This window comes from Gemmatimonadota bacterium (assembly GCA_030747075.1).
Lineage (GTDB): Bacteria > ARS69 > ARS69 > ARS69 > ARS69 > ARS69.
Map to the genome: position 1 here is coordinate 68,716 of JASLLL010000004.1, position 12,786 is coordinate 81,501.

Annotated in this window: 9 protein-coding genes; all 9 read left to right on the forward strand. The window is 65.4% G+C overall.

Annotated elements, in window-relative coordinates; all coding sequences use genetic code 11:
- Positions 1-17: 17 nt before the first annotated feature.
- The gene (locus tag QF819_02360) at positions 18-2,336 is read left to right on the forward strand and encodes a YfhO family protein (protein MDP6802003.1); all 2,319 of its coding nucleotides are present in this window, start codon (positions 18-20) and stop codon (positions 2,334-2,336) included.
- 55 nt (positions 2,337-2,391) lie between these two features.
- A complete protein-coding gene (locus QF819_02365) occupies positions 2,392-3,150 on the forward strand; it encodes a Nif3-like dinuclear metal center hexameric protein (GenBank protein MDP6802004.1) in 759 nt (252 codons plus the stop codon).
- Positions 3,151-3,316: 166 nt separating this feature from the next.
- Positions 3,317-3,952, forward strand: a complete 636-nt coding sequence (locus QF819_02370; GenBank protein ID MDP6802005.1) for a hypothetical protein — start codon at positions 3,317-3,319, stop codon at positions 3,950-3,952.
- Positions 3,953-4,048: 96 nt separating this feature from the next.
- Positions 4,049-4,900: a DUF1460 domain-containing protein gene (locus tag QF819_02375; protein MDP6802006.1), complete on the forward strand. Its 852-nt coding sequence runs from the start codon at positions 4,049-4,051 to the stop codon at positions 4,898-4,900.
- Entirely contained in the window at positions 4,897-6,207 is a 1,311-nt protein-coding gene (locus QF819_02380) for a putative sugar nucleotidyl transferase (protein MDP6802007.1), read from the forward strand. The genes QF819_02375 and QF819_02380 overlap by 4 nt, the downstream gene beginning before the upstream one ends.
- A 146-nt stretch (positions 6,208-6,353) precedes the next feature.
- Positions 6,354-8,774 (forward strand): choice-of-anchor B family protein, encoded by a 2,421-nt coding sequence (locus QF819_02385; protein ID MDP6802008.1) that lies wholly within the window; start codon positions 6,354-6,356, stop codon positions 8,772-8,774.
- Between the two features lie 61 nt (positions 8,775-8,835).
- The gene (locus QF819_02390) at positions 8,836-11,247 is read left to right on the forward strand and encodes a choice-of-anchor B family protein (protein MDP6802009.1); all 2,412 of its coding nucleotides are present in this window, start codon (positions 8,836-8,838) and stop codon (positions 11,245-11,247) included.
- Positions 11,248-11,316: 69 nt separating this feature from the next.
- Positions 11,317-12,144, forward strand: coding sequence for a M15 family metallopeptidase (locus QF819_02395; protein MDP6802010.1), 828 nt, complete (start codon positions 11,317-11,319; stop codon positions 12,142-12,144).
- Between the two features lie 111 nt (positions 12,145-12,255).
- Positions 12,256-12,738: a MarR family transcriptional regulator gene (locus QF819_02400; GenBank protein ID MDP6802011.1), complete on the forward strand. Its 483-nt coding sequence runs from the start codon at positions 12,256-12,258 to the stop codon at positions 12,736-12,738.
- Positions 12,739-12,786: the final 48 nt, after the last annotated feature.

Below are 12,786 nucleotides of genomic sequence, written 5' to 3' on the forward strand. Positions count from 1 at the left end.
TGTTCGGGGAGGGCGTGGTGATCGTGCGCGGAGCGGGGTGTCGCGGCGCCCTGGCCGGGGCGATCGTGGCAGGGCTGCTCTTTGCCGTGCTCTTCGGGCCGGATCTCCTCGACGAGCGCGTGCCGGCCTTTCGGGATGTCGCCAACTACCACCTGCCCGTCGGCAAAGTGGTGGCTGACCAGTGGCGCGCCGGTCGCGTTCCCTGCTGGAACCCTTTCGTTGCATGCGGGACACCGCTTCTCTCGAACCCGAATCACTACGCGCTCTATCCGGGGCGTGTGGCGGATCTTGTTCTTGGTGCCGAGGCGGCGATGACCCTCCACCTCCTCGGGCACTGGGTTGCGGGGGGAGTCGCGTTCGCTGCACTCCTGGCCGTGCTGGGGTGTGGCGTCATCGGCGCTGCGGGAGGGGCGGCGGCGTACCTTCTGGCGGGGCCGTCGCTTTCGCTTCTGTCCTTCGCGAATCTCGTGCCCTTCCTGCTGTGGACCCCGCTGACCGCGCTGGCGTGGGTGGCGATGCTTCGGCGTCCCGGACCCGGGCCGGCCGCAGGGCTGGCGCTCACGGTTGCCGTGCAGGCGTGCTTCGCGGAACCGGTGCTCCTTGCATCGGAAGTGCTGGTGCTGCTGGCCATCCCCTTTGCTGTGGAGCGTCGGGCGCCCGTTCGCAGCGTGATTCCCTGGGCGATGGCGGGTGCGGGCACGGCGCTGTTGGTTGCTGCGCCGATGGCGGTTCCCGCGCTGCGTCTTGCGTCCGAATCCGCCCGAAGCGTCGACTCCCGTGCGGCGTTGGAGTATTCGGTCGGTCCCTGGTCGCTTCCACGCATCCTGGTGCCGGGCTTCTTCGGCAACTACCACACGCTGGAGAAGACGGAGTGGTGGGGAGAACTTCTGCAGCGCGGGCGCGGGCCGTTCTATGTGTCGCTTGCGGTCGGGTTGCCTGCTGTCCTTCTGGCGGTCGCGGGATTCGCCTCACGGGGCCGACGGGGGGGCGTTCTTCTCGGTGCGGTGGCGCTGGCCGTGGCGGTGGCGATGGGTTCCCACTGTGCTCCAGTGGCTGCACTGGCCGCGACCGGGGCGGGTGGGTGGTTTCGCTGGCCGGTGAAGTTCCTGTTCGCGGTCGCGTTTCTGATTCCGCTGGGTGTGGGTCTCGGGTTGCGGGATCTGGAGCGCGGCGCAAGGAGCGACAGGTCGACGCCGGCGGTCTGGATCGCGGGGGCCGCGTCCCTGTTGGCGACGGCGGTCGCATGGAAGTTCGCCGGAGCGGAGACCACGGCACAGCTTCGCGACGGGTTTTTCGGTCCAGTCGCGGAGATGAAAGACCTGGACGCCATTTTTCAGGCGCTGCGCACGGCCCTTTTCGGAACGGCGGCGGGGGGGGTTGCGGTGGCGGGTCTTCTTCTGGCGCGGTCGCGCGCAGGCGGGAGGCGTCTGCTTGCGTGGGCAGGCGTGGGGGTTGTGGCGGCGTCGCTGGTTCCGGCGCAGCGGGGAGTGAATCGTGGGACGCCGCTGGAAGCACTCCGCGCTCCCTCTCCAGTGATGGACGAGGTCGCGGCCGAAGTGCATCCGCAGTACCGCGCCTGGTTTCCGACCTCGCACTGGGAGGCTCGCCTCTCGACACGCGCGGGCTTCCCTGACGAATGGTGGCCTCGCGTTCAGCTTGACCGGGAGGTCGGGAACTTCTTCCAGCCGATCCGCGAGGGAATCCGCCAGGTGATCGTCAACCCGGACCGTCTGGTGCGTGCGGATGCGGCGGAGCGCGCGCGAATGTCGCGACTCATCTCCGCGGCGGATCGGGAGAGACTCTTCGATCTCATCGGAGTGCGCGCCACCGTTTCCCTGGGGCCTGCGGCGCTCGCCGGGGATCGACCGCCTCACCGCACGATCGCCCGGTGGCCTGCCGGAGTCTCGGTGCGGCCCGGAGCCGTGCCGATTGCGGTTCCTCTGCACGCGCTTCCCGAGCCCGCGGGAAGCCCCTGGGGCGGGCCATGGCTCAGGGAGGCTCACGCCGCGGTCGATCGCCTGCGGAGTGACACGGTGGTCGAGGTGGTGGAGAGTGAGCCGGGCCGATGGGTATTCCGCGTCAACGGGATCCGGCCGGGATGGCTGGCTGTCACGGAGACCGCCCATGCCGGCTGGGTCGCGACCGTGGATGGGGAGCGAGTTTCGGTGGTTCCCTACCTGGAGAGCTTCCTGGCCGTTCCGGTTTCGGCGGGAGATCACGAGGTTTCGTTGTCCTGGACGCCTCCGGGGTTTGTGGCGCTGTTGGTGGTGTCGGGTGTGGGGCTGGCGTTGGCGGCACTCTTCGCGGGACTCGGAGTGAGGCGCGCGCACGGGTGATGGCGCTCGACAGGGGCGGGCTTGATGTCGGCCGGAGGGCCGGAGAGGAGTCGAAGTGGCTGATCGCGATCGAGTGATTGAGTTTCTGAATCAGACGCTGGGAGCCGGGTCCATCTCGGACTACGCGCCTCAGGGGCTCCAGGTGGAGGGCCGTGCGGAAGTTCGGAGGGTGGCGGTAGGGGTGACGGCGTCGGTGGAGTTGTTTCGTCGCGCCGTGGACGAAGGCGCGGATCTGCTGCTGGTTCACCACGGGATGTTCTGGGACTCCGACCCGCGCGTGGTGAAGGGGGGGCTCCGCGAACGGTTGCGGATCCTCATCGAGCACGAAGTCACACTGCTCGGCTATCATCTCGTGCTGGATGCACACGACGAGCACGGCAACAACGCAATCATCGCACGCGAACTGGAACTGACGGATGTAGAGCCCTTTGGCGAATACAACGGGGTGAAGATTGGGCGAAAGGGCCGGTTCCCGGAGCCGATCTCCCGGGCCGACTTCCTGAAGAAGGCGGCAGCCGTGTTCGGCGCGGAACCGTTGGCCTTTCCCTTCGGACCGGATCCGATGGAGACGGTCGGCGTGGTCTCGGGTGGTGCGGTGAGGGAGTTTCAGCAGGCACTTGACGAGGGCCTGGACGCGTTCATTACGGGCGAGGTGCAGGAGTTTGTGCAGGAGCGCGTCCGGGAAGAAAGTCTGACCTATGTGTCGGCGGGGCACTATCGGTCGGAGACCTTCGGAGTGCGTTCGCTGGGGGCACTCCTGGAGAAGGAGTTTGGCCTTCCCTGGAGCTTCATCGATGTGCCAAACCCGGTGTAGTGCGCATCAAGGCGGAGGAAACCGCACGGGTCGTCATGCCGGGCGCCGGTTTCGCCGGGTGTCGGCGACAAACCTGACGAGGAATGCGACCAAAGGCTGAAGACTTCACGATTCCGTGCCGATGAGATGGGTGAGTGGACATCTCGACCCATCTCGGAGGCCCGTTGTGGACATCGTATTCTCACAGGATGACTTCCCGTACAGCAGCCAGGTCGAACCGCTGATCAGACGGGTTACGAAACGCCTGGAAATGACCCGGAGCCTCTCCAGCGTCATGATCGATGTCGTGGATCTCGGGATGGTGCCGCGCCGGAACCCGGGCGACTCCATCGAAGTGTACTCGACCGGGGGAGTTCGCCTGCACCTTCGCCTTGATCACTTTCTCAAGGAGAAGTACCGCGGGGACTGGCGTCGTCGCCGTGGTCGCCGTCGTCTTCCGGCCTGCGCTTTCGATACGAAGGGTACGCTGGAGGTTCTCTATCGCCTTCTGCTCCAGTGGCGGGATGTGAATGAGTGGGGCATCCCGGAGAATCAGGACGATGAGTTCCTCTGCCTGTGGAACGCTCATGTCGCCGGTCGACTGGAGCGATCCGGAGCGCCGGTCGCTTCCCGGTCGGCCCACTGGGCGGAGTTTCAGCGTCTCTTCAGCGGAAACGAACCCGTCTCCGACTATCGCGTGGCATTCGAAATCCTGTGGAAGTGCGATGATGTGGGGAAGTGGGGGATCACGGACCTTCTCTACCGGATCCGGGAGAGCCGCTCTTACCGACCGCTCGTTGCCGAAAAGCAGAACGCCGCGTAATCCTCGCGTCCCGCCTGTGTGTGCCCGACCGCTACCGTTCCGGTTCTTGCGGAGCCGTCGCTCTCCGCCTATCGTCCGGCCCGGGAGGGTATCCGTATGAAGCGTCGCATCGTGATCTGCGCGCTGGGCCTGATCGGTTTCGCCTCGTCGGCGACCGGGGCCGGGTCCATTCCTCCGGAGCCCCGCTCGCCCTCCGCAGACGCCGGTCTCTCTCTTGCGGGTCGTTTCGCGGAAGTGGCCCGGGATCTTCTGGGGCTTCCCTATCACAACGGCCCCCTGGGGGAAGGCGCGTTCGGCGGTCCGGACCCCGACCCGCGCGTGGACTGGGAGCGCGTGGACTGCGTGACCTATCTTGAGCAGTGTCTCGCACGGGCGCTCACCCCGCTGGACGCATCCCTGCTGCCGGTGCTGGACGCCATCCGTTATCGTGCGGGCGTCGTGGGTTTTGCGGAGCGCAACCACTTCATGGTCACCGACTGGCTCCCTGCGAACTCTTGGCTTGTGCGGGATGTGACGGCTCAGAGTGCGCCGGGAAAGACGCTCCGCATTCGTCGCACGATTGATCGCGCCGAGTTCCTTCGTGGGCACGGAGTGACGCCGTCCCCGGCGGACGCTCCGCGCGAAGCCACGATTGCGGTGATTCCCCGCCGGGATGCGGCGAAGGCGGAAGGGCGGCTCCGCACGGGCGACCTGGTGTTCTGGGTCGGGGATCGCGAAGGGATCTTCTCTCTCCATACGGGACTGGTGGCCCGGGGACTGTCCGGAGAGCTTCTCTTTCGTCATGCCTCCTCCCGTGCCGGGCAGGTGGTGGACGACTCCTTCCGCGACTATGCGGCCTCGGCGGAGTATGCTGTCGGCTTCCTGGTACTTCGCCCCCGGGCGGATGCGCGCGTTCCGCTGTCCGCGCAACCCTCCCCGGCCGATGGATCCTCCGGAGGGAACCCGTGACCGAGCGACTGATTCTCTTTGAGGACGAACGCGGTGCCGCATTCGAACCCGTGGCGCTGACGCGTTCGGTGGCAAGCTTGCGCAGCGGCGCACTGACGGCGAGGGAGCGCGCGGCAAGCCGGGTTCCCGGGCTGGAGGCGGGGCTTCTCTGTCGCGGGGCGCTCGCGGCCACGGAGTCCGCGTCCGGGGTCTGGGGCTGTGTGAATGGAAACGGCGCGGGGGCGGCCTTCTTCCTGTCCGCCGCAGGTGCGCTTTCGCCGGACCTTGCATCGCTTCCAACTCCCGCGCCGGGAGAGGCGCTGCTTGCGGATGGTCGATTCATCGCCGCGCGTGCGGACGCGGACGCAGCTGCGCGGATCGTCTCCCGCATCCGGGAGATCCTGGGAGACGGGCTTTCCCCCGACCCGGTCGGTCCTGACTGGGGTCGCATTCTGGAAGAGTGCGGACTGAGTGTTTCCGATTTCCCCTTGTCCATCCCGTCTCACGCGGCGGATCTCATGGCGAACGCGCCCCGGATGCTGGCGGAGGAGTTTGCCGCGCCGGAGAAGAGCGCGCCCCCCGTCGACCCGGTGGATTTCCCGGGCGTGTCGTTCGTGCGTCCGGAGAGGGTTCGCCTTGCCGAAGGCGTGACGCTGGCGCCGGGCGTCGTGGTGGATGCGACGGACGGTCCGGTTTCGCTGGGTCCGGGCACTCGTGTCGGCGCGAATGCGGTGCTGACGGGTCCGGTCGGGATTGGTGCGGGGAGTGTCGTCAATCCGGCAGCGCGTCTCTTGCACGGGGTGGCGACCGGCCCGGCCTGCAAACTGGGCGGCGAAGTGGAGCAGTCCGTTCTTCTCGGGTACTCCAACAAGCAGCACGATGGTTTCCTCGGCCATTCGTATCTGGGGTGCTGGGTCAATCTGGGCGCCGCCACCGACACGAGCGACCTCAAGAATGACTACGGGGCGGTGAAGATCACGCTGTGTGGATCGCGCGTGGACACCGGGAGTCGCCATGTGGGGAGTATCATCGGAGATCACTCGAAGACGGGCATCCACACGATGCTGAACACCGGGACGGTCCTTGGCGTCTCCGCAAATGTGTTCGGCGCGGGGTATCCGCCCACCGAGATACCGTCCTTCGTGTGGGGTGGCCCCGGAGACTGGGCGGACTATCGGGTGGACAAGGCGCTTCAGGTGGCGGCGGTCGTGACGGCGCGGCGGGGCATCTCTTTCGGCAAGCCCGACGAAGAACTTCTCCGCCGCGTGCGGGACGAGACCGCGACGCCGCGAAAAGCCTGGCTGGAAGGCCGCGCACGGGAGGAATAACGCACCCTCGTCGCCTTCGCATTCCCGGGTTGCGCGTGGTATAATGAGCGGGTGCGGATTCGTCCCGGCCACCTCCTTTCCCCCCCAGGCTTCCGGATCCATTCATCCCGGCGGTTTCACCCATCTTTCCGGAGACGCTCTTCCAGATGACGAACTTCACTTCCCGGGCCACCGGCCCGTTGTGTGCCCTTGTGCTGTTGTGCGCCGCAATCCTGCCCGCCGCAGCCGCGAACTTTGACTCCATGGTGCTTCTCTCCCGCCTCGACGACTACTCCGCCTACAACGATGTGTGGGGGTTTGTGGGGAATGACGGGCGTGAGTACATGATCCAGGGACTGACGACCGGCACGGCCTGGTGGGACATTGAGGACCCGGTTCATCCGGTATTCGTGAGGATGATCGGCGGTCCCAGCAGCACCTGGCGTGACATGTTCGTCATTGGAGACCACTGCTACATCAGTACCGAGGGCGGGGGCGGCATCCAGATTGTGGACATCTCCGACCCGACGAATCCGACGCTCGTGAACACCTACACGGACACGGTCGGCAGCCTCCACAACATCTTCGGCGATCCCGCGCGGAATCTCATCTTCGGAATCGGCGGGTATTCGAACGGCGCAAATGGCGGGATTCAGATCTTTGACGTGACCGACCCCGTCAACATCGTGGAGATCAGCCAGTGGAACAACCGCTACCTCCACGACATTTCGCTGGAGGGAAACATCGTCCATGCCTGCCTGATCTACGAAGGCAAGCTTCGCCTCATCGACATCTCGGACTCCACGAACCCTGTGAACCTGGGGTCGGCATTCAACGATCCGACCGGGGCGGTCCACGCATCATGGCCGGTGGGCGATGGCGTGCATGTTCTGATCGCGGAGGAGACTACCGGCGGGCATGTGAAGGCTCTGGATGTCAGCAACCCGTCGGCGATCACGCAGGTCGGCGTTCACAACCCGGCGCCGAGTGCCTCCATCCATAACATCCATGTGGAAGGGGATCTTGCGTATGCGGCCTGGTATGCACGCGGCGTGCGTGTGCTGGATGTGTCGGATCCGTCCAACCTGACCGAAGTCGGATACTGGGACACTTTTCCGGAGACGGATGCCGGCGGCGTGGGTCCAGGAAACTGGGGCGTGTATCCGCACTTGCCCAGCGGCGTGATTGCGGCGAACGATCGCACCTACGGGATGTTCCTGTTGAGGTATGACCCGACCGCGGGAGTGATGGACGGCACCGTGTCATCCTCCGACGGCGGACCGGCCCCGGGCGCGACCGTGGAGTTCGCGGAACTGAACTTCACCGACACGACGGACGCCACAGGCACCTACACGATCTCGTCCTTTGCCGGCGCAGGGAAGCAACTTGTGTTCGGCGGCTTCGGATTCTCGCCGGACACGATGGTGGTCACGGTTCCGCCGGGCGGAACCGTCACGACGGATGTGACGCTTGTGAAACTCCCGTGGGGGGGCGTCTCCGGGCGCGTCACGAATGCCGGAACCGGTCTGGGCATCGAGGCTGCGGAGGTGTCCCTTCTTGGGACGCCGCTGCTCACGGAAACAGACGCGGCGGGAGACTACTCCTTCCCGGATGTTCCGGAGGGAGCGTACGCGGTCGAAGCTCGGCGCTACGGATTCGTTCCGTCGACCGGGCTCTCCACGACGATTGTCGCCGGGAGCGTCGCCTCTCTGGACGCGACTCTTGAGCCTGCGCCGGTCTTCGAGGACTTCTCCGTGGCATCGGGATGGACCGTGCAGAATGACGCGGCGACGACCACCGGATTCTGGGTCTTTGAGGAACCGTTCGGCACCTACCAGAGCGGTGTCCCCTTCCAGACGGAGACGGACCATACGCTGGATCCGGAGAACAAGTGTGCCGTCACCGGGAACGAGGCCACTGGTTCGCTCGGCGCGGACGATGTAGACGGCGGCGCGACGAAGCTTCTCTCGCCGGCCTATGACCTGTCCGCCATGACGGAACCGCATGTGTTCTACTACCGGTGGTATGCGGTGAATGCGGAAGAGGACGAATGGACGGTGGAACTCACCCTCGACGGCGGGGCGAGTTGGGCCCTTCTTGAGAGCACGCCGCTGATGGAAGCGTACTGGAAGCCGGTCGATATTGACCTGACGGCGTTTGTCTCCGGCCCGGGCGCGGGCAGCGTGCAGTTTCGCTTCACGGCGCTGGATCCGGATCCCGGACAGCTTGTGGAAGCAGCCCTGGATGACTTCACGATCTACGATGCCTCTTCCAGCACCGGCATCCCGGATCTTCCCCCGGCCCCGGCGATGGTCCCGGGGCTTGCGCAGAATGCGCCGAACCCATTTGCCGATGAGACGACGGTTCGGTTCTCGGTTGCTCGGGAAGGCCCGGTGGAACTCTCCGTCTTCGATGTTCGTGGTGCACGCGTTGCGGTTCTGGCCGACGGAGACTTCGCCGCCGGTTCGCACGAAGCGTCCTGGGATGGCCGCAGCACGGGGGGTCGTCGCGCGGCCTCCGGTGTCTACTACTACCGACTCACGACTCCGGGGTTTGTGACCACGAAGTCACTGGTTCTCTTGAAGTAATGGCCCAATCCTCGGGGGTGGCGATCTGTGCCATCCCCGAACTCCCCCCCCCGGAGGATTCATGACCGCGACCCGTATTGCACTCTGGATCGCCTGCCTGGCCGCGCTGATCTTGATGCCGGCGAGCGCGATTGCCCAGCAGTCGAGCAATGTGATCCTGCACTCCCAGCTCGACGATTATGTTCAGTACAACGATGTCTGGGGTTACACCGCGCCGAACGGGGACGAGTACGCACTTCTGGGTACGACCACGGGTCTGTCCGTGGTGAATGTGACGGCCCCGGCATCTCCCTATGAGACCGGGTTCCTTCCGGGAGCCACCTCGACCTGGCGCGACATCAAGACTTATGGAAGCTATGCGTATGTCACGAACGAATCGTCCGGCGGGATGGCGATCGTGGATCTTGCCGATCCGGAGAATCCTGTCCATGTGGGCACTTATGCGGGATTCAACACCGCACACAACCTCTACATCGATGAGGCGCGTGCGCTGTGCTTGATTGCGGGCTCGAACCTTTCTTCGGGCGGCGTTCGCATACTGAGCCTCGCGAATCCGCTCTCCCCCGCACCGGTCGGCAACTGGGAGACGGAGTACTGCCACGATGTGGTCTCTCTGGGGGACCGTCTGTACGCGAGCGCCATCTATGCGGCGCGGATTTATGTCGTGGACATTTCGGATCCGTCGTCGCCCTCCACGATTGCGTCGCAGGGCAACTATCCCAACGCATTCACGCACAACGCGTGGATGACGGCGGACAACAACTTCGTCATGACGACGGACGAAACCAACGGCGCGTCGTGCAGAATGTGGGATGTCTCCGCGCTGCCGACGATCACCCAGGCGTCCAGTTACCGTCCGAACCCGACCACGATTCCGCACAACGCACACATCGACGGGAATCTGGCGATCATCTCTCACTACACCATTGGTGTGCGGATTGTAGACATTTCGGATCCGTACAACATCGCGGAGGCGGGGTACTACGACACCTTCCCGGAGAACGACGGCGGGTCATTCGACGGTTGCTGGGGCGTGTTCCCGTTCTTCGGAAGCAACCCGAATCTCATGGCCGCCAGCGACATGTCGCACGGACTCCTGATGCTGGAGTATGTGGCGAACGGCGGGCATGTTGCCGGGACAGTGACGCAGGCGGGAAGCCCGGGCACGCTCATCGAGGGAGCCCTGGTGGCCGTGCAGGAGACGGGAGTCAGCACCACGACTTCCGTGGATGGCACCTACGAGATCTTCGACGCGGCCGGAAGCGTGAACCTCTCGGTGTCGGCGTTCGGGTATGTGAGTCAGGTTCTGCCGGTGACCATTGTGGCGGGGTCGGTGGTGACCGAAGATGTCGCGCTGGTTCCGGTCTCCTCCGGTTCCGTGTCCGGGATTGTGATGGATTCCGCCCTCTCCCCTCTCCCGGATGCGACAGTGGAGGTTCTCGGGACGCCACTCATCACCATGACCGACGGTTCCGGCGCGTATTCATTCCCCGTGGTCCCGGAGGGAATGCAGACGGTGCGTGCCTGGGCCTTCGGGTCGAATGCGATGGATGCGTCCGCGAATGTCGTCAATGGCGCGACGCTCACGCTGGACTTTGAGCTGGAGGACGCCCCGGTTGCGCTGGACTTTGAGGCCGGGGCAGCCGGATGGGGCGCCAGCAGTACGGCCAGCAAGGGAAAGTGGGCGCTCGGCAATCCGGAACCGACCAACGGCGGCCAGACGCAAACGGGCGACGACCACACTCCCGCCCCCGGGGTGAATGCGTGGATCACGGGCCTTCTGGCCGGGATCAGCGTCGGCTGGGGCGATGTGGACGGTGGCGAGACGGTCCTCACTTCGGACACCTACTCTCTGGCTGGAATGCAGGATGTGCGCGTTCGCTATCACCGGTGGTATGTGTCCGGATACTCCACGAACCCGACCACCGACTTCTTCACGGCGGAAGTTTCGGCGGACGGAGGCGGCAGCTGGACGGTGGTGGAGAACACGGACCTGGCCAACCCGTCGTGGGAAGTGGTGGACTTCGCGTTGGAGGACTTTGTGGCTCCGTCCGACCTGACGCGATTCCGCTTCACTGCGCGGGACACCGGGGACGGGTCCATTACGGAGGCGGGGATTGACGACTTTACGATCTATCAGGTGACGGCGGCGCCTGCTACAGGAGTGGCGGTGCTTCCCGGTGAGGCGGTAGATCCCGATCTGGAGCCCGCATTTCCGAACCCGTTCCGGGCCGGGCAGAACACGACGCTCCGGTTCACCATGCCAGCGGACGGGCACCTGTCCGCAGGGGTCTACGATGTGGCAGGGCGTCGGGTTCGCCTCCTTCGGAACGGGGCCTCGGACGCGGGAGTGCACGCGCTTCGCTGGGATGGACGAACCGACGGCGGAGTTCCGGCACCGGCCGGGGTGTACTTCGTGCGAACGAAGACCGAATCGACGGAACGATCCCGAAAAGTACTCCTCTTGAGGTAGACTCTCCCGACGAGTCAACGGGTGGGGACGGTCTCGTGCCGTTTTCACCCGGCCTTCCGGAGGACAGCCATGACCATCACGCTGGCGGCGGTTGCCGCATTGCTGCTTGCGGTCTCCCCCGCCCTTTGCGCTCCCCGCGCACCCACGATCTTCCCGGAGGCGGCCCAGCCGGGAGAGTGGCTGCGCTTCGTCGTGTCCGGAACCGTCTACTCGGCGCCCTCGTTTCGGAGCACCGTGCGCGAAAGCCGGGAGGCCGGCACGCGCATGGTGGCGCTCGCGGAGGTTGAGGGCGACGGCGTCCTGTGGGTCCAACTCTCCAGGGTAGCCTTTGTCCCGGCGGCGTTTCTCGACCGGATGCCGACCGATACCGGGGGCGATCTTCCAGTCGGGAAGGAAGGCATGATCGCCGGGCGCGTGCTGCCGCCCACTTATGAACCGACGGATCTTGTTCCTCTCGCGGATTCGCTCAAGGTCGCGGGAACCGAGAAGCGGAAGCTCCATCTCCGGCGCGGCGCGGCAGAGGCGTTTACTCGAATGATCGCGGCGGCGGACAAGGACGGGATTGTGATCCGGATCTTCTCCGCGTGGAGAGGCGCCCGCCATCAGGCGTCGCTTTACGCGGCGGGCCTCCGGCGGGATCCCGCGCAGCGATCGGTCGCTGCGCCCGGGCGAAGCGAACACCACCTGGGGACGACGGTGGATGTGGCTACCCCGGGAATCCCGGTCCTGACGGACACACTCGCGGATGCTCCGGCCGGGCGCTGGATCGAGGCCCATGCGGCCGAATACGGGATCGTCGTGAGCTTCTCGCGGGAGCGTTCGGCGCAAAGAGGCATGGCTTTCGAGCCGTGGCATCTGCGCTGGATCGGCAATGAGACGGTCGAGGATCTCTGGTAAGTCCCAGCTACGCAGGCAGAGAGACCCGTGGCGGCGACCCTGATTGGGCCGCCGTTTTTTTGTGAAACAAGGGGTTGACGACCCTATGGGAACGGCATAAGATCATACCATATGAAAACAGACCTCTTTCATATCGTGTCCCGCGTGGACCGTCTTGGCGAGCGCCGAGACGCATACCGCAGGGACCTGGTGCGGCAGCATCAGGTGACGCCCCCGCTCGTGGTGATCCTGCGGCTTCTGGAGAGCGTTCCGGGAATGACCATGGTGGACATGGCGCGTCGGCTGGGATCGTCCGTACCCACGGTTCAGAGCCGCTTTGCCCGCCTGGAGGATTTGGGCCTGATCCGGAGAACCCGGAGCCGGGACGACCGGCGGAAGGTCGGGACCCGCCTCACGAGGAAGGGGAAGTCGCTCCTGGCGCGGGTCCCCATGGCGGGGGCCGGACGAATCCTGGACGCGCTGGAAAGCGGGTCGGTGACTCCGCGTTCGCTGAGGCGAATGGTCGCAAACCTCGAACAGGTGGAACGACTTCTCTTTCCTGACGCGAGCGGGAAGCAGAACGGACGCAAGAAGACGGGAGTCTGGATGAGATAGCCGAACGAAACGACGCTGTGACCCGGGGCCGCTCGTGGTGATGTGCTG